The sequence below is a fragment of the Streptomyces sp. NPDC017979 genome (assembly GCF_044328175.1).
GTDB lineage: Bacteria > Actinomycetota > Actinomycetes > Streptomycetales > Streptomycetaceae > Streptomyces.
Genome location: NZ_JBIRGU010000001.1, coordinates 270,681 through 294,961, shown reverse-complemented (window position 1 = coordinate 294,961; position 24,281 = coordinate 270,681). Strand labels below are relative to the sequence as shown.

Here is a 24,281-nt window from a genome sequence, read left to right as displayed (position 1 = left end):
GAACCGCGTCCGCCGAGGCACGGCACCGTCGCAAGGGACAACCCAGGTCGCGCCCGTCAGCCGCCGCGCTTCACCCGGCCCCGGATCGCGAGCGCGGACAGGCCGACGAGGACCGGTTCGGTGAAGCGCGAGGCCATTTCGATGTAGCCGCCCGCGGTCGTCAGGTCCTGGCCGCTGGTGCGGAACACCACGGAGTTCAGGGTCACCGTCAGCGCCTTGTCGAAGCGCTGGCCGGTGAAGCGTTCCGCATAGGGCTTGGTGAGCGCGGGCTGGGGTTTGTCGAGCACCGTGATCGGCTTCCCGTCGGCGGTGGAGACCTGCCGTATCTCCTGCCGGGGCGCGTCGTCCGGCAGCCCGAACCCCATCAGCAGGACGACGGTGGTCAGCATGGCCGCGGCGAGCCAGCCGAGCGACCTCGACGCCCGCAGCCCGTACCCCGACAGCAGCCAGTACGCGTCCAGCAGCCAGCGTTCCGCGCGCCGGTGGCCGTGGCTGTGGCGGCGCATCTCCATCTCGCCGTAGTACAGGTCCGCGGCGCCGGGCTCGTCCTTCGCGTCCTCGCGGGCCTTGCGCAACTGCCGGTAGACGGTGGTGAGGGTGGCGAGCCCGGGCGGTTCGTCCTCGGGCGGCTCGCCCCAGCCCGACCGCGCCCGGGCGCGCCGCTGCGGCCAGGCGCGCCACATCCGCTCCTCGGCGACGACCAGCCGTCGGGTGCGCCAGCCCGGGGGCGCGGTGCCGAGGGTCCACCGGCCCTCCAGGTGGATTTGGTCGAGGTGGAAGGAGCCGGCGAAGCGGCAGTGCGTCAGATCGGTGTGGGCGAGCGAGAGCAGCGACGCGTCGACGCCGCGCAGCGAGCGGATCCGTACGCCGGGGTCGGCGTCGGCGAAGGCGGACTCGTCCGCCGCGGGGAAGGGCGTGGCGCGGGCGGCGACGGCGACGGGCTGGAGGAAGACCGCGTCGGTCAGGTCCACGTCCGCGTACCGCAGCGTGACGGTGGACTTCTCCTCGAAGCGCGCACCTGAGAGGTTCACGGCGCGGGCGCAGACGCCGAGCCGTACGGGGAGGCGGAAGGTGGTGCGGGACAGGTCGAGGGTGCCGGCCACCGCCACGTCGGACAGGAGGGCGTCGTCGTGGAAGGTGCTCAGGCTCAGGTCCAGGCCGGCGGGGAAGGTGCTGCCGGCGAAGGTGACCAGGCCCGTGAAGTCGGCGTCGGCGAGGTACGCCTCGGCACCGACCACGGTGCCGTGGGAGAAGAGGAAGTTCCCGAAGGTCGGTCGGCCCTCGGCGTTGCACACCGCGTACGCGAGCCGGTCGAACAGCTCCGCCGGCACCCGGCAGTTGCTCAGGTCCACGTCCTCGCCCGGGCCCAGGTCCGCGAGCCAGTCGGCGAGTTGCTCCTCGCTCAGGTGCTCGGGGCACCTGAGGTCGTGTACGGGTGTGCCCGGGCAGTCGGACGCCGCGCACCGCGCCCCGGTTGGCGATATGACCATGCGCGGATCCTGCCAGGCCCTACGGGAACGCGCCCGGGGGGACGAGGGGGTCCTCCCGGGCGCGTGGTCGAGCGGTGCCCGCGGTACGGGCGTCAGAAGGTGAGCTTGACCCGGTTGATGTAGCCGGTGTCCTGGGCCGCGCGGTCCTGGACGCGGAGCTTCCAGGCGCCGTTGGCGACCTCGGACGAGGCGTTCACGACGTACGTCTCCTGGACGTTGTCCGCGGAGTCGCCGCTGGAGAAGGGCTTCAGCGGATAGACCGTGCCGTCGGGGGCGAGGAGGTCCACGACCAGGTCACCGCGCCAGGTGTGGATGATGTCCACCTCGACCGCGAGGTCCGTGGGGGCGTTGCCGGCGACGCCGGTGACGTTCACGGTGGAGGTGACGGCCGCGCCGTTGTCGGGGACGGCGACGTCCGCCGCGTTCTCGAAGGACGGCCCGGGCGGGTTGCCGTCACCGGGGCGGGGGCCGACGTTGATGCCGGCCCAGGCGTCCGTGACGGCCTTGACCTCGGGGCTGGTGGCGCCGTACAGCTCGGTGGCGACGGCGAGCGTGCCGGTGCGGGCGGCCGCGTAGTTCGTGGTGGAGGTGAACTTCGTGGTGAGCGCCTTGAACCAGATCAGCGCCGCCTTGTCGCGGCCGATGCCGGTGACCGGGAGGCCGTCGGAGGTCGGCGAGTCGTACGTGACGCCGTTGATGGTCTTGACGCCGCTGCCCTCCGACAGCAGGTAGAACCAGTGGTTCGCCGGGCCGGACGAATAGTGGACGTCGATGCCGCCGATGCCCGAGTACCAGGCGTCCTTGGAGACGCCGTCCTTGCTGGGCTTGTCCATGTAGCGCAGCGGGGTGCCGTTGCCCCGGATGTCGATCTCCTCGCCGACGAGGTAGTCGCCCTGGTCCTGCGCGTTGGCCGCGTGGAACTCGACCGCCGCGGCGAAGATGTCGGAGGTGGCTTCGTTCAGGCCGCCCGACTCACCGCTGTAGACCAGTTTCGCGGTGTTGGAGGTGACGCCGTGCGTCATCTCGTGCGCGGCGACGTCGATGGAGGTCAGCGGCTTGGCGTTGCCGGCGCCGTCTCCGTACGTCATGCAGAAGCAGGCGTCCTGCCAGAAGGCGTTCACGTAGTTGTTGCCGTAGTGGACGCGTGACGAGGCGCCGACGCCGTCGCCGCGGATGCCGTTGCGGCCGTGCACGTTCTTGAAGTAGTCCCAGGTCAGCCCGGCGCCGTAGGCGGCGTCCGCGGCGGCGGTCTCCGGGTCGCTCGGCTGGCCGTTGCCCCAGACGTCGTCCGGGCCGCTGAAGAGGGTGCCGGTGCCGCTGGTGCCGCGGTTGAGGTTGGTGGTGCGGTGGTTGCCGCGCTGGGCGTCGATCAGTTGGTACGAGCTGCCGGAGGGGGTGGAGCCCACCTGGACCTGGCCGCTGTACTGGGTGTTGCCGGTGCCGGTCTCCACCGCCTGCCACTCGTACAGCTTGGCGCCGGTGGTGGCGTCGGTGACGACGTGCAGCTCGTTCGGGGTGCCGTCGTGCTGGAGCCCGCCGACGACCGTCTCGTACGCGACCACCGGCCGGTCGCCCTGGGCGAGCCAGATCACCTTGCGGGGCGCCTTGGCCGCGTCGGTGCGGGTGGAGCCCTCGGCCTTGGCGCGGGCGAGGGCCTGGCGCTCGGCGGTGGCCGCGCTGACCCGGGCGGTGGTGTCCGCGCCGGCGAGCGAGGTCCGCGAGGCGCGGCCGACGGACTCGGTCGCCCCGGCCCCGGACTCCGCCACGACCAGGTCGCCGCCGAGTACGGGCAGGCCCTGGTAGGTGCGCTCGTAGCGGGTGTGGGTGGTGCCGTCACGGTCCTGCGTGACGTCGCGCACGAGCAGCTTCTCGCCGGCGCTCAGGCCGAGTTCCTTCGCGGTGGCCGCGGTGGACGCGGTCTGCGCACGGATCAGCTCGGCGCGCTGGGCGGGGGTGAGGGCCCGGGGCAGCGAGCCCGGGTCGGCGGCCGACTGGGCGGCGCGCGGCGCGGCGGGGGCGGCCGGAGCGGCCGACGCACCGGCCTGGAGGCCGAGGGCGAGCAGGGCGGCGGTGGCGACGAGCGCACCGGCCGCCGTGGCACGGCGGGGCGTGGGTCTCACGCGTACTCCTTCTGCGGGTCCTGCGACGGATACCGGGCGGCGGGGAGGCGCTGTCCGGGCAGAGCGACGGAGCATGTGTGGTGCGGGTGAGGTGAAGGGTGTCAGCGGCAGAGCATTCCTGTCAGGGTCGCGTCAAAAGAATGACCGAAAGCGTCCGTTCGTCGATGTGTCGTGTTCGTTGAGCGGACGTTTCTGGAGCGTCATGGGCCGGCAAAGGAGTCGCAAGGGCCTGGCAAGGGGTCGGTATGGCGCGGGCACCACGGGCTTGCGGGCGTTGACCCGACGGCGGTAGGCGGAGTCGGGTCCGCTGTTGCGCTATTCGAACAGAACGGTCGTACGGCGGGCCCGGCGCGGGGCTTCGGGGCGACGGCAATGTGGCCGGTTCCCGACGGGCCCGGGCGCCCGGGCCCGGACGCAGGGACGGGCGGCGCCGCGACGGTCGTGCTGCGGCCGGGAGCGTCGTAAACCAGTCGCCGGCGCCGGCCCGCACCGCATAGCGTGCCGCTCCGTGACCGGTGACCCGAGGACAGAACGCGAAGAAGAAGCGCTGGCCGGCGGCGGCGTCAACGACGTCGTGCGGATTGGCGCGACGGTGCGCCGGCCGACCGGCCCGTGGACGGCGACGGTCCACGCCCTCCTCGACCACCTGCGCGCCCGCGGGTTCACCGCCGCGCCGTGCGCTCACGGACGGGACTCCGAAGGCCGCGAGGTCCTGGACTTCCTGCCCGGGCAGGTGGCCCACTACCCGCTGGCCGACCACGTCCGCACCGATGCGACGCTCCGCGCCGTCGGACGGCTCCTGCGGAACTACCACGACGCCACCGCGGACTTCGTCCCGCCGCCGGACGCCGTCTGGTACGCACCCGTGCGCGAGCCGGCCGAAGTGGTCTGCCACGGCGACGTCGCCCCGTACAACTGCGTCTTCGACGGCTCCGGGGCCGTCGCGCTCATCGACTTCGACACCGCCCACCCCGGCCCCCGCGTCTGGGACCTGGCGTACGCCGCCTACCGCTTCGCACCGCTGACCGGCCCGGGCAACGACGACTTCCACCTGCCCGTCGCCGAACAGGCGCGCCGGCTGCGGCTGTTCGCCGACGCCTACGGGCTGGGCGACGCCGACCGCCGGGTGCTGGCCGCCACCGCGCGGCAGCGACTGGAACACCTCGTCCAGCACATGCACGAACGGGCCGCGGCGGGCAGCGCCGCCTTCGCCGGGCACATCGCGGCCGGGCACGACGCGCTCTACCGGGCCGACGCGGCGCACATCGCCCGGCACCAGGACCGGTTGACGGCCGCCTTGGGGTGACGGCCGTCGTGGGCTGACGGGACGGGGCCGCGTACCGCCTCAGACCAGGCTGTCCCGCCACGCCCGGTGCAGATCGGCGAAGCGGCCCCGGCCCGCGATCAACTCGCCGGGCGCACCGTCCTCCACGATCCGGCCGCGCTCCATCACCAGCACCCGGTCCGCGACCTCCACCGTGGACAGCCGGTGCGCGATCACCAGCGCCGTGCGCCCCTTGAGGACCGTGTCCATCGCCCGCTGCACCGCCCGCTCGCTCGGCACGTCCAGGGAGCTCGTGGCCTCGTCCAGGATCAGCACCGCGGGGTCGGCCAGCAGCGCCCGGGCGAAGCCGATCAACTGCCGCTGGCCCGCGGAGACGCGACCGCCGCGCTTGCGCACGTCCGTGTCGTAACCGTCGGGCAGCCCGCTGACGAAGTCGTGCGCACCGATCGCCCGCGCCGCGGCCTCGACCTCGGCGCGCGTCGCGTCGGGGCGGCCGATCGCGATGTTCTCCGCGATGGTGCCCGAGAACAAGAACGCCTCCTGGGTCACCATCACCACCCCGCGCCGCAGGTCCGTCGGGGCCAGGTCGCGCAGGTCCACCCCGTCGAGCAGCACCCGGCCGTCCGTCGGGTCGTAGAAGCGGGCCAGGAGCTTGGCGAGGGTGGACTTGCCCGCGCCCGTGGAGCCGACGACCGCGACCGTCTGCCCCGCCGGGACCGTCAGGTCGAACCGCGGCAGCACCTCGCCGCCGGTGCGGTAGGCGAACCGCACGTCGTCGAAGACGACCCGACGGCCCGGCAGCTCCGCGGTCGTCGACGCCGGCAGCGGCATCGGGGACGCCGGCTCCGGCACCGTCGGGCGCTGGGCCAGCAGCCCCGCGATCTTCTCCAGCGAAGCCGCCGCCGACTGGTACGAGTTCAAGAACATGCCGAGCCGGTCGATCGGGTCGTACAACCGCCGCAGGTACAGCACGGAAGCGGCGAGCACGCCGAGGGCCAGGGTGTCGCCGGCGACCCGCCAGGCGCCCCACAGCACGATCCCCGCGACCGCGGTGTTCGCGATCAGCCGGGAGCCCACCACGTACAGCGCCATCTCCAGCAGCGCGTCGCCGTTGCTGCGGGCGTGGCTCGCGTTGAGCCGGCCGAACTCCGCGTCGTTCACCCGCTCACGGCGAAAGGCCCGCACCGGGCGGATGCCGTTCATCGTCTCCGCGAACTTCACGATCACCGCGGCGATCGCGGTCGAGCGGCGGCTGAAGATCGCCCCGGCGCGGCGCTGGTAGAGCCGCACCATCAGGAACAGCGGGACGAACGACGCCACCGCCACCGCGCCCATCCCCAGGTCGAGCCAGAGCAGCATCACGCAGATGAAGACGAACGACAGGGCGACGTCGATCAGCTCCTGCAGGCCCTCGTCGAGGAGCTCCCGCAGCGATTCGACGTCCGTCGTGGAGCGGGAGATCAACCGCCCCGAGGTGTAGCGCTCGTGGAAGTCCAGGCTCAGCGCCTGCGCGTGCTGGAAGATCCGTCCGCGCAGGTCGAGCAGCACGTCCTGGCTGAGCCGGCCGGAGGTGGCGATGAAGAGGTACTGGAGCAGCCCGGAGCCGCAGGCGGCGACGGCGTACCCGATCGCGACCGCGATCAGCGGCCCGTAGTCGTCGTCGCGCAGCGCCGGCACGCCCCGGTCGATGGCGTACGCCACCAGCAGCGGGCCGGACTGCACCGCGACCTGCTGGAGCAGCAGGAACACCGCGATGCACAACACCCGGGCCCGGTGCGGCGCCAGCAGCGACCGCAGCAGGGCGCCGGTCGCGCCCTTGGGCGCGGGCAGGTCGTCCCGGTCGAAGGGGTCGACGGACTTCGGGGGCGGTACGGCGCCGTCCGCCGACGGGGGCGGTGCGGCCGGTGAGGCGGGCGGGGCGGTGGACGTCATCGGGGGCTTCCTTCCGGCCGGGCGTGGTCGACCCCGGACATCAACCAGGCGTACTCGGCGTTCGTCCGCAGCAACTCCTGGTGGGTGCCGACGGCGGCTATCCGGCCGCCGGACAGCAGCGCGACCCGGTCCGCGAGCAGCACCGTCGACGGCCGATGGGCGACCACCAGCGCCGTGGTGCCCTCCAGGACGCGCCGCAGCGCCGCTTCCACCAGGGCTTCGGTGTGCACGTCGAGCGCGGACAGCGGGTCGTCGAGCACCAGGAACCGGGGCCGGCCCACCACCGCGCGGGCCAGCGCCAGACGCTGGCGCTGACCGCCGGACAGGCTCAGCCCCTGCTCGCCGACCTCGGTGTGGACGCCGTCCGGCAGGGACGTGACGAAGCCGGCCTGGGCGACTTCCAAGGCCCGCTCGACCGCGTCGGGGCGGTCCGCCGCCGTGCCGTCCGTGCCCATCAGCACGTTCTCCGCGACGGTGGTGGAGAACAGCGTGGGCTCCTCGAACGCCATCGCCACCAGGCCCCGCAGCCGTTCGCGCGGCATCGTCGCGATGTCCTCGCCGTCGAGCGTGATCCGTCCCTCGGTGACCTCGTGGAGGCGGGGGACGAGCGCGGTGAGCGTGGTCTTGCCGCAGCCGACGCCGCCGACCAGGGCCATCGTCTCGCCGGGGCGCACGTCCAGGTCGACGCGGTCCAGTACGGGCACGGAGTCGGCGGGTGCGTCGGGGAAGCGGAACCGTACGCCCTCGAAGCGCAGCCCGCCGGCGGCGTCCGCACCGGCGGCCTTCGCCCCCGCGGGGTCCGGGGTGGACTCCTGGGGCTCGTCCATCACTTCGAAGTACCGCTCGGTGGCCGTCGCGGCCTCCTGGAACATCGCCAGCATGAAGCCGATCGACTCCACCGGCCAGCGCAGCGCCAGCGCGGTGGACAAGAACGCCACCAGCGTGCCCGCGGACAGGTCCCCGTCGGCGACCTGGACCGTGCCCAGCACCAGCGTCGCGCCGATGGCGATCTCCGGCACGGCCGTGATCACCGCCCAGACGGCCGCCAGCAGCCGCGCCTTGAGCAACTCGGTCCCGCGCAGCTCCTCCGCCATCTTCCGGAAGGCGCGCGCCTGGCTGCGGTTGCGCCCGAAGCCCTTGACGATCCGGATGCCGAGGACGCTCTCCTCCACCACGGTCGTCAGATCGCCGACCTGGTCCTGGGCGCGCCGGGACGCCAGTCCGTACCGTGCCTCGAAGAAGCCGCACAGCACCGTCAGCGGGATCACCGGGATGAGCAGCACCAGCCCCAGCGTCCACTCCTGGACCAGCAAGATCGCCAGTCCGACGACGATCGTCACCCCGTTGACCACCAGGAAGGTCATCGGGAAGGTCAGGAACATCCGCACCAGGCTCAGGTCCGTGGTGCCCCGGGACAGCAACTGACCGGAGGCCCACCGGTCGTGGAAGGACATCGGCAGCCGCTGGAGGTGCCCGTACAGATCGGCCCGCATCGCCGCTTCGACGCTCGCCACCGGCCGCGCCACCAGCCAGCGGCGGAACCCGAACAGCAGCGCCTCCGTCACCCCGAGCGCCAGCAGCGCGAACGCCCCCAGCCACACCCCGCCCTGGTCGCCGTCCGCGACCGGCCCGTCCACCAGCCACTTGAGGACGAGCGGGATCACCAGGCTCAGACAGGACGCGACGATCGCCACGCCGGCGGCGAAGAACAGCCGGGCGCGCACGGGTCGCACGTACGGCCACAGCCGCAGCAGGGTGCGCACGACGGAGCGCGGCGCAGCAGGTTCAGGGTGAATGGGCATCAGCACCGAGCCTACGGTTCACCCCTGACCCGCCACACCTCGATTTCGGGGTGGTGATCCTCGCCCCGGGTCGCAGCCGGGCATCAACCGATCGGCTGATGCGCATCCGAGCGCGATGGGCGATGCGGCCGCCGAGCCCCGCCGGCCATCCTGCTCGGTATGACGACGGTGCAGGTGGCGGGCGGGACGAAGCTGGCCGTGCGGGAGGTGCTGGAGCCGTACGCCGCGTTCCACCCGGGCCCCGCGCCCCGGCGCCCGCACGCCGAACGCCGCGGCTTCGACGGCGCGTTCCCCGACCGCACCGTCCGACGGTCCGGCAGGCCCGGCGTCCTCGGCGTCGCCGAAGCGGCTCCGCTGCCATGACCCAGGTGCTGACCTGCGCCGCGGCCCGGCCGTTGCGGTGGGAGTGACCGTGTCGGAACCGCGGTGCACGGGAGAGACTGCTGTCATGACCGGTGCAAGACTCACGAGCCAACCCCCGACGACGCGGGACGTCCCGGGCGGCAGCCGTCCCACCGGCCCCTTCGGCGTACCCGGTGCTCCCGTGGCGAGCCTCGCCGAGGTCCGCTGGGCCCAGTTCTTCCGCTACGGCCCCTACCTGGTGCTCGCCCTCGCCACCTTCCTCTCCGCCGTCTCGGCCCGGGCCGTCATGAGCCGCACCGAGATCCACGTGGCGGCCGTACTGCTGGTGCTGGCGGTCGCGCTCCAACTGTGGTGGAGCTTCGGCGCCCCCGCGCGCGACGACCACGTGCACACGACCGTCCTCACCATCCCCCCGCGCGGCCGGGCCGCCACCTCGGGTCAGGTCTTCTACGCGCTGCGGACCCTGCTCGCCTTCGGCCTCACCTGGGCCAACCCGTTCTTCGCCATCTACGCCGTGATCGGCTACTTCGACGCGTCCCACCTGCTGCCGGTGCGCCGGCTGCGCCTGGGGCTGCTGGCCACCACGATCATCATGGCCGGCTCCCAGTCCGGCGGGCTGCCGCCCCGAACGGCGGACAACTGGCTCGCCTTCGTCGCCCTGTTCGTGCTGAACGCCTTCTTCTGCCTGGTCTTCGTCCACATCGGCGGACACGAGCAGGACGCACTGCAACAGAAGGCCCGGGCCTACCGCGAACTGGAGCGCACCAACGCCCGGCTCACCCAGGCGCTCGCCGAGAACGCCCACCTCCAGGCCCAACTGCTCGTCCAGGCCCGGGAGGCGGGCGTCGCCGACGAGCGGCGCCGACTGGCCGCCGAGATCCACGACACCATCGCCCAGGGGCTCGCCGAAATCATCGCCCAACTCCAGGTCGTCACCCTCACCCGCGACGAGGGGACCGCCCGCGAACACCTCACCCGCGCCGCCGACCTCGCCCGCTCCAGCCTGCGCGAGGCCCGCCGCTCGGTGCACAACCTCAGCCCCGTCGCCCTGGAGCACGACACCCTCCCGCAGGCGCTGGAGAAGACCGTCGCCGAGTGGTCCCGCAACTCCGGGGTGTCCGCCCGGTTCACCGTCACCGGCACCGAGGAGCCGCTGCACGCGGAGGTCGAGGCGACGCTGCTGCGCATCGTCCAGGAGGCGCTGGCCAACACCGCCCGGCACGCCGACGCCAGCCGCGTCGGGGTCACCCTCTGCTACCTCGCCGACGAGGTGATCGTCGACGTCCGGGACGACGGCCGCGGCTTCGACCCGCGCGCCGTGCCTGCCCGCTCCGGCAGCGGCGGCTTCGGCCTGGAGGGCATACGGGCGCGCGCCGAGCGGATCGCGGGCACGGCGCAGGTCGAATCCGAACCCGAACAGGGCACCGCGGTCTCCGCTCGCGTACCGTTGGTGCGCCATGGCTGACTCCGTGATCTCCCTGATCGTGGTCGACGACCACCCCGTCGTACGCGACGGGCTGCGCGGCATGTTCGAGTCCTCCGCGGGCTTCGTCGTCCTCGGCGAGGCCGACAACGGCGTCACCGCCGTGGCACTCGCGCTCCGCCTCGACCCCGACGTCGTCCTGATGGACCTGCGGATGCCGGGCGGCGGGGGCGTCGCCGCCATCGCCGAGCTGACCCGCCGGCGCGCCCGCGCCAAGGTCCTGGTCCTCACCACGTACGACACCGACTCCGACACCCTCCCCGCGATCGAGGCCGGCGCCACCGGTTACCTCCTCAAGGACGCGCCGCGCGAGGAGTTGTTCAACGCGGTGCGCGCGGCGGCCGAGGGGCGCACGGTGCTCTCCCCGGCGATCGCCTCCCGGCTGGTCTCCCACGTCCGCGCGCCGCGCACCGACGGCGCCGGCGAACAGCTCTCCGCGCGCGAACGGGAAGTGCTCGTCCTGGTCGCCAAGGGCACGTCGAACAAGGAGATCGCGGCGGAACTCTTCATCAGCGAGGCCACCGTGAAGACCCATCTGGGCCACGTCTTCGCCAAGTTGGGTGCCAAGGACCGCGCGGCGGCGGTCGCGCTCGGCTACGAGCGCGGCATCCTCGGCTGAGCCCCCTCGGCTGAGCCTCCGAGCCCGCGCGCTTGCCCTCGTGCCCGTCCGGCAGCGCGGTAGCGCCGCGTGGCGAGCTGTGCCGTTGCGTCGGCGGCCCGGTGCGCGACAAACCACCCACCGGGCCGCGGAGACCAGTGCTCCCGCAGAGTTGCGGCGGCCGTGTCCCCGAGGCGCAACCCGTCTGGCATCCGACCACGTTTCCACGTCGGGCCCGCGGTCGTTGAGCGGGCGTGAGACGAAACGTACTGAAGCGGGCGGCCCGCGGCACCCGGGCAGCCCTGACCCGCAGCGGACTGGTGGCACTCGCGGCAGCGGCGGTGGGGCTCGCCGGCTGCACCGCGGACGGGGGAGCCGAGAAGGACCCCGGCGCCGTCGCGGAGCCCCTGACCTCGGGCGAGGCGATCCGGGTCCTGCCCGAGGACGGCGCGCAGGACGTCGACCCCAAGAGCCGGCTCGAAGTGCGGTTGACCAGCGGTCGGCTGGAGCGCGTCACGGTGACCCGGATCGAGAACGAGACCCCCACGCCCGTGCCCGGCACCGTCTCCGAGGACGGGCTGCGCTGGCGCCCCAAGGAGGACACCCGGCTCGTCCTCGCCGCCAAGTACTCCGTCGACGCCGTCGCCCTCGACGGCCACGGCCGTCGGGTCGCCCGGCACACCACCTTCACCACCAAGGTCCCCGAGAGCCGCTTCATCGGCTACTTCAAGCCCGAACACCGCTCCACCGTCGGCACCGGGATGATCGTCTCCTTCGACTTCAACCGGAAGATCACCGACCGGGCCGGGGTCCAACGCGCCATCAAGGTCACCTCGGACCCCGCGGTCGAGATCGCCGGCCACTGGTTCGGCGACCAGCGCCTCGACTTCCGCCCCGAGCACTACTGGGAGCCCGGCACCAAGGTCACGGTCGACGTGCGGCTGCGGGACGTGGAGGCCGCACCCGGCGCGTACGGCATCCAGGACAAGAAGGTCACCTTCACCGTCGGCCGCTCCCAGACCTCGCTGGTGGACGCCGAGGCCAAGACCATGGAGATCCGGCGCGACGGGCAACTGATCGCCACCTTGCCGATCACCGCGGGCGCGCCGAACGCCATGACGTACAACGGCAAGATGGTCGTCAGCGAGATGTACGACGTGACCAGGATGAACGGCGCCACCGTCGGCTTCACGGACGACGACGGCAAGGGGGAGTACGACATCAAGGACGTGCCGCACGCGATGCGGCTGACGAAGACCGGCACCTTCCTGCACGGCAACTACTGGGCGAGCCCGGAGACCTTCGGCGCGGCCAACGTCAGCCACGGCTGCGTCGGTCTGCGCGACGTGAAGGGCGGCAGCGGCGACACCCCCGCGGGCTGGTTCTTCGACCGGACCCTGATCGGCGACGTCGTCGAGGTGATCAACTCCCACGACAAGCTGGTGGAACCCAACAACGGGCTGAGCGGTTGGAACGTGGACTGGAAGGCGTGGAAGGACGGTTCGGCGCTGCGCTGAGGCCCGCTGCCCGGCACCTCCCGCCGGGTCCGTTGGTACGGAACGGTGACGGTCGTGGAGCCGTCCCACGACGCCCGCCGTGATTCCCTTTCGACATGTGCACGTGAGGTTGCACGGGGGAACGGGCCGCGGCGGGTGCCGGGCCGGGCGACGGGAGGACGACCATGGACGGGCGCGGCATATCCGGGGGAGCGGCCGGCGATTCGGGTGCCGCGGGTGCGATGGCCGGGGCGGCCGTCCGGCCGCCCCGCAACCGGCGCCGGCGCGCCGCGCTGCTCGCCCCGCTCGCCGCCGGGCTGCTGGTCCTGGTGACCGCGTGCGGCGGCTCGGGCGGCGACGGCAAGGGCGGGAGCGTCGCGAACGCCGCGTCGGCGGCCGTCGTCACCGTCGCCCCCGACGACGGCGCCACCGCGGTCGCCACCAGCGGCGCGCTGAAGGTCAGCGCCAGCGACGGCAAGCTGACCAGCGTCACCGTCCAAGACGACGAGGGACGCAAGGTCCCCGGCGCGCTCTCCTCCGACGGCAAGAGCTGGCTCCCCTCGCACCACCTCGCGGGCGCCACCAAGTACCGGGTGCACGCGGTGGCGAAGGACGGCGACGGCCGCGAGTCCGCGAAGGACGTCTCCTTCACCACCCTGGTGCCGAAGAACACCTTCACCGGCCACTACACCCCCGAGAACGGCTCCACGGTCGGCGTCGGGATGCCGGTGTCGCTGCGCTTCACCCGCGGGATCACCAACCCGGAGGCCGTCGAGAAGGCCGTCGAGGTGACCGCCGACCCGGCCGTCCCCGTCAAGGGCCACTGGTTCGGCAACGACCGGCTCGACTTCCGCCCGGAGGAGTTCTGGAAGCCCGGCACCAAGGTCACCGTCAAGCTCAACCTCGACGGCGTCGAAGGTCGCCCCGGCGTCTACGGCAAGCAGGCGAAGAGCTTCACCTTCACCATCGGCCGCAGCCAGATTTCCACGGTCGACGCGAGCGCCAAGACCATGACGGTCGTCCGCGACGGCCAGCAGATCAAGACGGTCCCGATCACCGCGGGCGCCCCGGCCACCACGACGTACAACGGCACCATGGTCATCAGCGAGAAGCACAAGGTCACCCGGATGAACGGCGCCACCGTCGGCTTCGGCGGCGAGTACGACATCAAGGACGTGCCGCACGCCATGCGCCTCTCCGACTCCGGCACCTTCCTGCACGGCAACTACTGGGCGTCGGCCGGCACCTTCGGCGCCCAGAACGTCAGCCACGGCTGCGTCGGCCTGCGCGACGTCCGCGGCGCGGGCGACTCCGCCACCCCGGCGGCCTGGTTCTACGACCGCTCCCTCCTCGGTGACGTGGTGGTCGTGAAGAACTCCAAGGACAAGCAGATCGCCCCGGACAACGGCCTCAACGGCTGGAACATGCCCTGGTCGGAGTGGACCAAGTAGCACCGCGCCGGCAGCGGCGGTACGGGACGACGCCAACGCCGTCGGTGTGAGCCAGCGCACCGGCGGCATTGCCGTTAGCGACGGTTAACCTGCTGGCATGACCTCTGCATCCGTCACCACCGTGACCCTCGAAGTCTCCGACGGCGTCGGGACGATCCGGCTCGACCGCCCGCCGATGAACGCGTTGGACATCGCACTCCAGGACCGGCTGCGCGAGCTGGCCGAGGAGATCGGGCGGCGGGACGACGTGCGGGCCGTGATCCTGTACGGCGGGGAGAAGGTGTTCGCGGCGGGGGCGGACATCAAGGAGATGCAGACGATGGACCACGCCGCGATGGTGGTCCGCTCCCGCGGTCTCCAGGAGGCGTTCACCGCCGTCGCGCGGATCCCGAAGCCGGTGGTGGCCGCGGTCACCGGGTACGCGCTGGGCGGCGGTTGCGAGCTGGCGCTCTGCGCCGACTACCGGATCGCCGCGGACGACGCCAAGCTCGGGCAGCCGGAGATCCTGCTGGGGCTGATCCCGGGCGCGGGCGGCACCCAGCGGCTGGCGCGGCTGGTGGGGCCGTCGAAGGCGAAGGACCTGATCTTCACCGGGCGTCAGGTGCGGGCGGCCGAGGCGCTGGAGATCGGGTTGGTGGACCGGGTGGTGCCGGCGGCCGAGGTGTACGAGCAGGCGCGGGCGTGGGCCGGGAAGCTGGCGAAGGGGCCGGCGCTGGCGCTGCGGGCGGCCAAGGAGTGCGTGGACGCGGGGCTGGAGACGGACGTCGAGACCGGGCTCGCGATCGAACGGAACTGGTTCGCCGGGCTCTTCGCGACGGAGGACAAGGAGCGCGGGATGCGCAGCTTCGTCGAGGAGGGGCCGGGCAAGGCGGTCTTCCGCTGACGGCCCCCGGACCCGGCCGCCGCCGCTCCCGCGCCCCGGCCGCCCGAAGCGGGCACGCTTCGGAGTGAGTTGGGGCGACGGGGGTGGCCGGTAAGGGTGAGTCTTCCTTATTGCTGCCTTAAGACCACCTTAAGGGTCGTGCAATCCCACAAGGCTGCCGACGGACCTTGTTGACAGGGTGTCAATGCAGTTCACGGTGGGCACGACGGTCCCTATGGGGTCGATGTCATATGCCAACAGGCGCCCCCGGAACAGCTCGTTCCGGGAGTCGTATTCCGCTGGTTCGGTCACGGAAACCGCTCCTGACGGCCATGATGGGGGCATGGCGGGCCTCGAAGGTGTGGAACAGCCGCGGCAGCGCGGCGGCGCGACCGCTACGCGGTGGGTGACGGCCATCGAGGACGAGCAGGCGTACAAGGCGCTGGCGGAGTTCGGGGATCCGACCGAGGCCGAGGTGTCGTTGCCGTCCCGGCCGGAATCCGCCGCCACCGCTCGCCGTCTCACCCACTCCGTGGTCGTGCGGCAGTGGGGGCTCTCCGTCCAACTCGCGGAGTCCGCCGTCCTGCTCGTCTCCGAACTCGTCGGGAACGCGGTCCGGCACACCGGCGCCCGGGCCTTCGGGCTACGGATGTCGCGCCGCCCCGGTCTGATCCGGGTCGAGGTCCGCGACCCCTCGCGCGGGCTGCCCTGCTTGCTGCCCGTGCAGCCGCTGGACGTCAGCGGGCGCGGACTCTTCCTGGTGGACGAGCTCTCCGAGCGCTGGGGGGTCGACCTGCTGCCGCGCGGCAAGACCACCTGGTTCGAGATGCGGGTTCCGCAGCGGCGCCCCCCGCAGTCCTGACGGCCGGCCCCGGCCGGGCGCCTGCGGGATGCGGGCCCGGAAACCAGAAGCCCCCGCGCGAACCGGTGTGCGGCCAAACGGGGGGCTTCTGCGGGAGGGCCGTGGCTAAGGGGGTGTGTCCACGACCGCCATGAACGACCGAGCCCGGGTCAAGGGCGGTCGTGCTTCCGACTATGGCAGACGGGGGCACTTCCCCCAAACTCCACAATCACCCAAAGGTGAGCAAAGCGGACGCATCTCATGAAGATCTCAGGTGAGATGGCGCACTGGCCTCATAAACATCGCCAAGATCTCGTTATCGATGAATATTTCCTTGCCTTGAGGTGAACGAGTGCGCCTCGCCCGAGCGGCCCTGTGGGGGCTTCGGGGCGGCCCGGGGTGGGTCTTGCGGCGACTTCGAGACGGCTTCGAGGTGGCTTGGCGAAACTGCCTGAATCGGTCTAATCGTTACTTTTTTCGTACCGGCTGTCTAGCGTCCTCAGCTATGACCCCGACCGACCGCCGCCGCGTCCTGCGCGCCGGAGCGAGGGCCGCCCTCGCCGGCGCCCTCGCCACCGGCTGCGCCGACGGCGGTCGCGCCCCGAGGCCGCCGACGGCCTCCCCGGCAGCGACCAGCGCCCCTGCCGCCGCCGCGGCCGGCCGGCCGCGCGCCGCACCCGCCGCCCGGCGCTACCCGGGCCAGCCCGCCCAGATCACCCACGGCCCCGCCGACCGCGACCGGGTCGCCCTGACCTTCCACGGCGGCGGCGACCCGGCCACCGCGCGGGCCGTGCTCACCGAGGTCGAACGGGCCGGCGCCAAGATCACCGTGCTCGCCGTCGGCGGCTGGCTCGACGAGCACCCCGAGATGGCCCGCCGCATCCTCGACGGCGGTCACGACCTGGGCAACCACACCCTGAACCACGTCACGATCAACGAGCTGCCGGCGGACGAGGCGTACGCCGAGATCACCGGGTGCGCCGACCGGCTGCGCCGCCTCACCGGCTCGATCGGCACCTGGTTCCGCCCCTCGCGCACCGAATCCGCGACCCCCCTCGTCGTCCGGCTCGCCCAGCGCGCCGGCTACCCCCACGTCCTCTCGTACGACCTGGACTCCCTCGACTCCACCTCGCCCGGCGCCACGGCCGTGACCCGCACTGTCGCCGGGCAGATCCAGCGCGGATCGGTGGTCAGCCTGCACTTCGGCTATGCGGACACGGTCGCCGCACTGCCCGCCCTCCTCGACGACCTCCACCGCCGCGGACTGCGCGCGGTGACCACCACGGAGCTGCTGAGCTGATGCGCTACCCCCTGTCCCCGTCGTCCCCGTCGGCCCCGTCGTCCCACTCGTCCCCGTCGCCACCGCCGTACCGGGCCCGTTCCCGTCGGTCCGCCCGGCTCTCCAGATGCGGCCGGGTGGTGTGCGCCGGGGCCCTGCTCGCCCTGGTCGCCGGCTGCGGCGCCGACACCGGCCAGTCCGTGCGGACGGACGCGTCCAAGGCCGCCGCGGCGAAGAAGGCCACCAAGCCCGCCGCCCCGCCCGGGCTGCCCGGGATGCCGCCGGTGCTCGACCCGAAGGACATCTACGCGGCGGACCGCCCGGGCGCGCTCTCCCCGGTGGTGAAGGGCTTCCCGACGAAGGTGTACGTCCCCAACACCAACTCCAACACGGTGTCCGTGATCGACCCCGCCACCTACAAGGTCGTGGAGACCATCGACGTCGGCATCCAGCCGCAGCACGTCGTCCCCTCCTGGGACCTGAAGACCCTGTGGGTGAACAACAACCGCGGCCACACCCTCACCCCCATCGACCCCGCCACCGGCAAGGCCGGCAAGGAGGTCGAGGTGCACGACCCGTACAACCTCTACTTCACGCCCAACGGCAAGCACGCGGTCGTCATGGCCTCCATGGACCGCGAGCTGGTCTTCCGCGATCCGCACACCATGGACCGGGTGAAGACCACCCCCGTGACCTGCTACGGCGTCAACCACGCGGACTTCTCGGCGGACGGGCGGTACTTCATCGTCTCCTGCGAGTTCTCCGGCGAGCTGTTGAAGGTCGACACGGAGAAGATGGAGGTCGTCGGCCAGCAGAAGCTGCCCTTCGAGGGCGCCATGCCGCAGGACGTGAAGCTCTCGCCGGACGGCAAGACCTTCTACGTCGCCGACATGATGGCGCACGGGGTGTGGGTGCTCGACGGGGAGAAGTTCACCACCCCGACCCTGCTGCCCACCGGCGAGGGCGCCCACGGCCTCTACATCAGCCGCGACTCCAAGGAGATGTACATCCCCAACCGCGGCGAGGGCTCCGTCTCCGTCTTCGACTTCCCGCAGAACAAGCTCACCAAGAAGTGGTGGCTCCCGGACGGCGGCAGCCCCGACATGGGCGGGGTCTCCGCGGACGGCAAGGTGCTCTGGCTGTCGGGCCGGTACGACGCCGAGGTGTACGCGATCGACACCCAGAGCGGCAAGCAACTGGCCCGCATCCCGGTGGGCGACGGCCCCCACGGGCTCGCCTTCTACCCGCAGCCCGGCCGCTACTCCCTGGGGCACACCGGCGTCTTCCGGTGAGGGGCGGGGGCCGTCCTGACTGACGCGGCGAACACCCCTGCGTCAAGCCGTGCGCCCCAACCCGCCCACCAACCGGTGACGTTGCCCGGCCCGGTGACCGTCGGTCGGGAAGGTGATCCCATGATCACCACCCGACTGCGGCGCCGGGCCGCCGTTCTCGTCCTGTCCCTGTCCACCGTCCTCGTCCCCGCCGCGGCCTCGTCGTCCGCGACCCCCGCTGCGGAGTCCACCGGAACCGCGGCATCCGCCGTGCCCGCCGTTCCCGCGCAGGCGACCCGCGCGGCCGCCCCCGCCAACTCCTGCCCCGCGGTCGCGGACCGCCTCTACGCCGCGGCCGACCGGCGCGTGGACGTCGACCGCATCACGCCCGACCCCGCCTGGCGCGCCAACTGCCTCCAGCTCTACCGCACCGACGGCCGCGGCCCGGAGATCGTCTTCGAGCAGGGCTTCCACCCCAAGGCGCCGCTGGACGGCCAGTACGACATCGAGAAGTACGTCCTGGTCAACCAGCCCTCCCCGTACGTCTCCACCTCGTACAACCACGACCTGTACAAGTCGTGGAAGAACGGCTGGAACTACTACATCGACGCCCCCGGCGGGGTCGACGTGAACAAGACCATCGGCGACAGCCACAAGTACGCCGACCAGGTCGAGGTGGCGTTCCCCGGCGGGGTGGCGCGGCAGTTCGTCGTCGGCGTCTGTCCGATCGACAAGGTCAAGAAGGTCGAGATCATGAGCGAGTGCGTGGACAACCCGCACTACGAGCCCTGGCGCGCGGGCTACCCGGCGGCGAGCGTCGAGCCGGCGCCCGCCAAGGTCCCGGCCCTCGCCGGTCGCTGAGCCGGCCTGATCCGTAAGGCAGGCCCAAGGGCCGCCCCTTGAGCCGTCGGGGTGCTTCGGACCGATAATCTGACTCCCGTCAGTAGTGCACCGAGGAGGGGCAGAGGAAGTGGCGGACAAGGAAGCGGCCCGCAGGGCGTTCGACCGGTACGACCTGGACGGCGACGGTCTGATCACGGCGTCCGAGTACAAGAGCGTGATGGCGCAGCTGGGCGACTTCAACGTCACGGAAACGGTCGCCGAAGCGGTGATCAAGTCGAAGGACCTCAACGGCGACGGCAAGCTGACCTTCGAGGAGTTCTGGACCTCCTTCAGCAAGGTCTGAGGCACGTCGACGGAAGGGCGGCCACCCCCGCGGGTGGCCGCCCTTCCGCACGTCCGGCCCGGTGTGCGCGGCGGTGGCGGGGGCAGTCCAGCGGCGACGAGGTGCCGGAGCCGGCCGACAACGGTGATATCGGAAACCGCTTTCGTCGATTTTCGGCCAGACCCCTTACGATGCGGAGGCGGTCGTCCCGTTGGACATTCGGTCAGCAGCGCTCGACGGCCGTGGCGATCATCGGTCGAAGGTGATTCGATGTTCCGCTCGCCGGGCGCCCCGTTCCGGGCGACGTGAGCGAACCGCCGGTCGTATCCGGCGGCACACCGGGAGCGCCGGAGCGGCCGGGCCGCCCGCGCGGGGCCGGGAAGCGGGCCGGCGGAATTCGGTGCACAGCCGGCGGACATTCGGTGCACAGGGAGGTCCGGACGCAGGCACGTCCGGGTGAGGGGGGCAGGCACGTGGCTTCGGGCGACGTCGACGAGCACGGCGGGTCGAGACCGCTCCATGAACTCCTGCGCCAGGTCCGGCGTCAGCAGTCCGACGAAGCGGCCTTCGACCTGTGCGAACTGGTGGAGTGGCTGGGCGCCCAGCTCGGTGCCGCGGTCGCGCTGGTGGACCGCGCCGGCGCGGTCGAGGCGGCGGGAGCCGCGTTCCCCCGACAAGTGCTGCCCGCGCTGCGCCCCCTGCTCGAACGGCTGGCGGACGGTGCCCTGGACGCCGCGGCGACCGACGCGGTCACCGGCGCGGGTCCCGTGCAGGTGCGTCTGGAGGCGCTCGGCGAGCGGACCCCCCGCCCCGTGCTGGTGGTGGCCGCACCCGACGCCCTGAGCCGGGACGCCGCCCTCCTCGCCTCGCACACCGGCGGCCTGATGATGCTGCTGCGCAGCGCCGGCCGGGCCGCCGCGGCCTCCCGCGAGTACCACCGCAAAGCGGGACAACTGCGGCTGGCGGTCTTCATGGCGCTGATGGCCGGAGACCCGGTGCTGGCCCGCCGGATGACCGCCGGCGCCGTCCCGGACCTGCTGGACGCCGGCTCGCTCCGGGTCGAACTGCTGCGCTGCGGCGCCGAGGACCGCGACCGCATCGCCCGCGAACTCCAGGACGCGTCGGGCTACCACGGCCCGGCCCTGATGGTGCGCTGCCCCGTCTACGACGACCACCTGATCTGCCTGATCGCCGAGGACGCGCCCGAGTCGCCCGACGGCCCCGGAGCCGCGCTGCGGCGCCTGGTGTCGGAGCACGGCCACTACAGGCTGGGCGTGAGCGACCCCCACCCCCTCGACGAGACGGCCGACGCCTACGAACAGGCCCGCCACGCCCTCGCCGTCGCGCGCGGCGCCCCCGACCGGGTCGCGGGATCCGGCGGCGGGGTGTCGCTGGGGCGGGTGCTGCCGGCCGGTCCTGCCGCGGCCTGGGCCCGGGAAGTCCTGCGACCGCTGGACACCGCCCCCAAGCTGACCCACGAGATCACCCGGCTGTCGCTGACCTTCCCCCGGTCCGGCGTCGCGCGCCTGCTGGGCGTCAGCCGCAACAGCGTCGCCGCACACCTCGACCGCGCCGGGCAGGCCCTCGGCCTGGACCTGGCGGACGTCCGCTCCCGCGCGGCGCTCGCCCTGGCCCTGTCGGTCCCCGACGCGCCCTGGTACGAGAGCGGGGCGCGCACCCCCGTGCCGCGCCCCGCCCCGGTCCTGGAAGACCTGTTGTGCACCCCGCCCGCAGTGAGCTGGGCCCGTACGTTCCTGGCTCCGCTCCCCGACGGCCCTCGCGACCTCCGGGGCACCCTGAGCGCCTGGATCGAAGCCAACACCGACGCCCGCCGGGCGTCCCACAGCCTCGGCGTGGGACGCAACACGGTCGGCGACCGCCTGCGCACCGCGGGGCGGTTGCTCCACCGAGACCTGCTGGGCACCCACTCGGGCGTCTACGACCTCGTCCACGCCCTCACGGTCGAGAACGGCACCGCCGGCCCCCCGACAGGCGGTTCGCCGCCCGATTAGAGGCGCGGCGACCCGGTGAGTGCCCAGGTGTATCCGCCCTTGCCGTCCGCGTCCAGGTCGTAGTTGACCTTCCCGTCGGCGCTGAGGCCCTTCATGTTCTCGGTCTTGTGGATCTTCGTCTGGCACTGGATCGTGCCGCTGTCGGCCCGGTTGACCTCCGCGGTGATGTCGCAGAGGGAGACCAGGACGTCCTTGTCGTTGCGTTCGAGCCGGATCTGGATGTCGAAGTTGTCGAACTTCCGCTTCCCGCCGCCGTCGGTCCAGTAGCCGTCCGCGCTCGCGATCCAGCCGTTGGTGCGGGGCGCCACGCAGAGCTTGATGTACACGTCGGTGTTGTACCCGGAGGTGGGGAACTCCTTGTGCTGCTGCGTGGAGCAAGCCCTGATCGGCGTCCCCGCCGCGGTCTCCGCTGCCGTGACCGGGTTGCCGGCGACCAGGACGCCACCGGCGGCCAGCGCCGTGACGAGCATTCCCCTGGACAGAGCGGTAACCGTCTTCTTCACCGTGAATCCTGCTTCGTTTGAGATGCCGCACCCCGAGGCGCGCGGATCGAGCTGATGGTGCGGCCGGAACCCGTAGGCACTCCGACTGATGAATGACGCTATGCGGTGTCCACCCCCGCCACCACCTGGCACGATGCTCAACTTTGCGGCCACGAGCGTGCACGCTGCTCAGCTTTGGCGCTCGCCGCCCGAGGCGGAAGCGCCCGGCGAACGGCGTTCGACCCAGGTCCCTTCCGGGAGAGGGGGCTAGAGGCGCGGCGACCCGGTGAGTGCCCAGGTGTATCCGCCCTTGCCGTCCGCGTCCAGGTCGTAGTTGACCTTCCCGTCGGCGGAGAGACCCTTCGAACTCCCCGTCGCGTGGATCTTCGTCTGGCACTGGATCGGCCCGTTGTCGGCCCGGTTGATCTCCGCGGTGATGTCGCAGACCGAGACCTTGAGGTCCTTGTTGTCGCGTTCGAGCCGGATCTGGATGTCGAAGTTGTCGAACTTCCGCTTTCCGCCGCCGTCGATGTAGTACCCGTCGGCGCTCGCTATGTAGCCGCCGTCACGGCTTGCCACGCAGAGCGTGAGGTACACGTCCGTGTTGTACCCCGAGGTGTCGAACTCCTTGTGCTGCTTCGTGGAACATCCCCTGCTCGCGGCCGTCTCCGCCGCCGTCGTCGGGCTGCTGGCGACCAGCAGCCCGCCGGCGGCCAGCGCCGTGGCGAGCATTCCCCTGGAGAGGGCGGTAACCGTCTTCTTCACTGTGCTTCCTGACCGTTCGGGACCCCGCCGCCGACGCGCGAGGATCGAGCTGATGCTGTGGTCGGTTCCGCGGGCGGCCCGACCGGTCAGTGACGCTATGCGCTGGTCGTGCCCGCCATCACCAGGCACGATGCTCATTCCCTGCGGAGCAGGGGTGCACCGTGCCCACCGGACCGGTCAGGCCCCCTGATCACCAGCGGACCGCCTCAACAGGACGGGCCCGTCCCGCACTTGGCCGGGGTCGGGCCCGCTCCAGCAGCGCGCTCTTGGCGCTTCCGCGTCATCCGGCTGCGACGCGCCCGAACGGGGTGGGCCGGGGAGCCGGGCCAGCCGACTGCCCACCCTTCGAGGCGCCGCCTCAACGGACGGTTGCGCCCAGGTAGTCGAGGGCGGCGCGGGCGAACCCCGATGCGGCACGCGGACACTGCCAGCGGGCGAGGATCTCGGGTCCGGAGAGAGACGCGGGTTCGGCCTCCTGGTCTTCGAGCTCTTCCAGGCAGTGCGCGGGAAGCACGTGCTCGGGAAGCAGGTCGTCGAGGTCCTGGTCCGCCGGGGCGCTCAGCTCGTCGAGGCCGGCGGGAAGGAATTCGAGGACGTCGTCGACCTCGATGTCGTACGGATGCCAGCCGTGCGCGCACGCCTGGCCGTCGTCACCGCGCGCCACCCGGCTCAGTACGCCGACGACCTCGTCCTTGACTCCCGGACCGGGCTCGCCGAAGGCCACGTAAGGGGTGAGCATCAGCAAACCCAGCGTCCAGAACAGCACGGGACTCTCCTCGGCCCCCGGCACCGTCGCGTCGAGCCGGCGGGCGCAGTCGCGCACCGTCTCGTCCTTGTCCCCATAGTGGTAGCCGTGCCGGAGGTCTTCCCAACCGTCGAACAACGGCTGCCAGTCATCGGGCACAGGTATGACCGTCGACACGCTTCGTGTTCCCTTCGCGAGGTGGTCCCGGCTCGGCGGCCATTGGATCACACGGACACGCGCCGTCACCCCAGGACCGCGAGGCTTGGGTAAGCCGGGCCGCCAGCGATAGATGGGCGCGGCCGACTCCTCGATGATCCTTGCTCCTACTCGGCCCCAGGTCCGATCAGCCGCAGAAGCTGCGAAGGGTCGGTGAGGTCGGAGACGACATGGTCCGCGCCCGCGTCGGCCAGATCGGCTGCGGAGGTGGTCCCGGAGGCGACACCGATCACCCGCGCCCCGCCTTCACGTCCGGTGCGGACGTCCTCCAACGAGTCCCCGACGATGACGGTGTTGCTCCGGTGAGTCTGTCGGCATTCGCATGTCCCAGCTGACCTCGTACACGGCGCGGTGGGGCCCGTACCGCAGAGAAGTTCGGCAACTCGTGGATCGAGTGGAGAGGCTTCTGTCTCCTGAATGACTTGAGGCTGGTGCGATGCTCTCGATACGTGAGGTTCCTCCGGTCGCGTCTCCTCGTTCGTTGCCCGGCGCTGCCGCTCCTCGTTGGCGGGTGGGCGGTGAGCGGCAGGTAGGCGGGCCACAGACCCGGCTCCGGCACCTGGAGAACGCAGTGTCAGTTCACTCGTGTGGGTGACTGCTCGTGGGCGTTGCACACTCAGCGA

20 protein-coding genes and 1 pseudogene are annotated in these 24,281 nt (G+C 72.1%); 13 read left to right on the top strand and 8 right to left on the bottom strand.

Going from position 1 to position 24,281, the window contains the following annotated elements; all coding sequences use genetic code 11:
* Positions 1 to 56 precede the first annotated feature (56 nt).
* Entirely contained in the window at positions 57 to 1,490 is a 1,434-nt protein-coding gene (locus ACH4E8_RS01280) for a hypothetical protein (RefSeq protein WP_398443166.1), read from the bottom strand.
* Positions 1,491 to 1,582: 92 nt separating this feature from the next.
* Positions 1,583 to 3,610: a M4 family metallopeptidase gene (locus tag ACH4E8_RS01275; protein WP_398443164.1), complete on the bottom strand. Its 2,028-nt coding sequence runs from the start codon at positions 3,608 to 3,610 to the stop codon at positions 1,583 to 1,585.
* A 508-nt stretch (positions 3,611 to 4,118) separates the two neighbouring features.
* Here ACH4E8_RS01275 and ACH4E8_RS01270 point away from each other — a divergent pair.
* Positions 4,119 to 4,916 carry a phosphotransferase enzyme family protein gene (locus tag ACH4E8_RS01270; RefSeq protein ID WP_398443162.1) on the top strand — a complete coding sequence of 266 codons (798 nt, stop codon included), beginning with the start codon at positions 4,119 to 4,121 and terminating at the stop codon, positions 4,914 to 4,916.
* Positions 4,917 to 4,955: 39 nt separating this feature from the next.
* On the opposite strand, the gene ACH4E8_RS01265 is transcribed toward ACH4E8_RS01270, so the two are convergent.
* Both ACH4E8_RS01265 and ACH4E8_RS01260 read right to left on the bottom strand, forming a co-directional pair.
* Positions 4,956 to 6,827: an ABC transporter ATP-binding protein gene (locus tag ACH4E8_RS01265; protein WP_398443160.1), complete on the bottom strand. Its 1,872-nt coding sequence runs from the start codon at positions 6,825 to 6,827 to the stop codon at positions 4,956 to 4,958.
* On the bottom strand, positions 6,824 to 8,629 hold the full coding sequence (locus ACH4E8_RS01260; protein ID WP_398443158.1) for an ABC transporter ATP-binding protein: 1,806 nt from the start codon (positions 8,627 to 8,629) through the stop codon (positions 6,824 to 6,826). Before ACH4E8_RS01260 ends, ACH4E8_RS01265 begins: the two co-directional genes overlap by 4 nt.
* Before the next feature lie 159 nt (positions 8,630 to 8,788).
* Here ACH4E8_RS01260 and ACH4E8_RS01255 point away from each other — a divergent pair, with 159 nt between their 5' ends.
* From ACH4E8_RS01255 to ACH4E8_RS01200, 12 genes are all read left to right on the top strand, one after another.
* Positions 8,789 to 8,992 (top strand): hypothetical protein, encoded by a 204-nt coding sequence (locus ACH4E8_RS01255; protein WP_398443156.1) that lies wholly within the window; start codon positions 8,789 to 8,791, stop codon positions 8,990 to 8,992.
* A gap of 85 nt (positions 8,993 to 9,077) precedes the next feature.
* Positions 9,078 to 10,457 carry a sensor histidine kinase gene (locus ACH4E8_RS01250; protein WP_398443154.1) on the top strand — a complete coding sequence of 460 codons (1,380 nt, stop codon included), beginning with the start codon at positions 9,078 to 9,080 and terminating at the stop codon, positions 10,455 to 10,457.
* Positions 10,450 to 11,094: a response regulator gene (locus tag ACH4E8_RS01245; protein WP_398443152.1), complete on the top strand. Its 645-nt coding sequence runs from the start codon at positions 10,450 to 10,452 to the stop codon at positions 11,092 to 11,094. The genes ACH4E8_RS01250 and ACH4E8_RS01245 overlap by 8 nt, the downstream gene beginning before the upstream one ends.
* Positions 11,095 to 11,327: 233 nt before the next feature.
* The gene (locus ACH4E8_RS01240; protein WP_398443150.1) at positions 11,328 to 12,590 is read left to right on the top strand and encodes an Ig-like domain-containing protein; all 1,263 of its coding nucleotides are present in this window, start codon (positions 11,328 to 11,330) and stop codon (positions 12,588 to 12,590) included.
* A gap of 164 nt (positions 12,591 to 12,754) precedes the next feature.
* Complete coding sequence (locus tag ACH4E8_RS01235; protein ID WP_398443146.1) at positions 12,755 to 14,020, top strand: Ig-like domain-containing protein; 1,266 nt, start codon at positions 12,755 to 12,757, stop codon at positions 14,018 to 14,020.
* A 97-nt stretch (positions 14,021 to 14,117) separates the two neighbouring features.
* Positions 14,118 to 14,903: an enoyl-CoA hydratase/isomerase family protein gene (locus ACH4E8_RS01230; protein WP_398443144.1), complete on the top strand. Its 786-nt coding sequence runs from the start codon at positions 14,118 to 14,120 to the stop codon at positions 14,901 to 14,903.
* A 322-nt stretch (positions 14,904 to 15,225) separates the two neighbouring features.
* Positions 15,226 to 15,744 (top strand): ATP-binding protein, encoded by a 519-nt coding sequence (locus ACH4E8_RS01225; RefSeq protein ID WP_398443142.1) that lies wholly within the window; start codon positions 15,226 to 15,228, stop codon positions 15,742 to 15,744.
* Positions 15,745 to 16,228: 484 nt separating this feature from the next.
* Positions 16,229 to 17,023 (top strand): polysaccharide deacetylase family protein, encoded by a 795-nt coding sequence (locus ACH4E8_RS01220; RefSeq protein ID WP_398443140.1) that lies wholly within the window; start codon positions 16,229 to 16,231, stop codon positions 17,021 to 17,023.
* Positions 17,023 to 18,294: a YncE family protein gene (locus ACH4E8_RS01215; RefSeq protein ID WP_398443138.1), complete on the top strand. Its 1,272-nt coding sequence runs from the start codon at positions 17,023 to 17,025 to the stop codon at positions 18,292 to 18,294. Before ACH4E8_RS01220 ends, ACH4E8_RS01215 begins: the two co-directional genes overlap by 1 nt.
* Positions 18,295 to 18,414: 120 nt before the next feature.
* Positions 18,415 to 19,134 carry an ADP-ribosyltransferase gene (locus tag ACH4E8_RS01210; RefSeq protein WP_398443136.1) on the top strand — a complete coding sequence of 240 codons (720 nt, stop codon included), beginning with the start codon at positions 18,415 to 18,417 and terminating at the stop codon, positions 19,132 to 19,134.
* A 109-nt stretch (positions 19,135 to 19,243) separates the two neighbouring features.
* Complete coding sequence (locus tag ACH4E8_RS01205) at positions 19,244 to 19,459, top strand: EF-hand domain-containing protein (protein WP_398443135.1); 216 nt, start codon at positions 19,244 to 19,246, stop codon at positions 19,457 to 19,459.
* 452 nt (positions 19,460 to 19,911) lie between these two features.
* Positions 19,912 to 21,450, top strand: coding sequence for a helix-turn-helix domain-containing protein (locus ACH4E8_RS01200; RefSeq protein WP_398443133.1), 1,539 nt, complete (start codon positions 19,912 to 19,914; stop codon positions 21,448 to 21,450).
* Here ACH4E8_RS01200 and ACH4E8_RS01195 read toward each other — a convergent pair.
* The 4 genes and pseudogenes from ACH4E8_RS01195 to ACH4E8_RS01180 all read right to left on the bottom strand — a co-directional run.
* On the bottom strand, positions 21,447 to 21,953 hold the full coding sequence (locus tag ACH4E8_RS01195) for a hypothetical protein (protein WP_398443131.1): 507 nt from the start codon (positions 21,951 to 21,953) through the stop codon (positions 21,447 to 21,449). The two genes, ACH4E8_RS01200 and ACH4E8_RS01195, sit on opposite strands and share 4 nt — an antisense overlap.
* Positions 21,954 to 22,199: 246 nt before the next feature.
* The gene (locus tag ACH4E8_RS01190; protein WP_398443129.1) at positions 22,200 to 22,697 is read right to left on the bottom strand and encodes a hypothetical protein; all 498 of its coding nucleotides are present in this window, start codon (positions 22,695 to 22,697) and stop codon (positions 22,200 to 22,202) included.
* Positions 22,698 to 23,055: 358 nt separating this feature from the next.
* Positions 23,056 to 23,601 carry a hypothetical protein gene (locus ACH4E8_RS01185; RefSeq protein ID WP_398443127.1) on the bottom strand — a complete coding sequence of 182 codons (546 nt, stop codon included), beginning with the start codon at positions 23,599 to 23,601 and terminating at the stop codon, positions 23,056 to 23,058.
* 164 nt (positions 23,602 to 23,765) lie between these two features.
* Positions 23,766 to 23,960: pseudogene (locus ACH4E8_RS01180) on the bottom strand (HAD hydrolase-like protein); the annotation flags it as partial.
* Positions 23,961 to 24,281 lie beyond the last annotated feature (321 nt).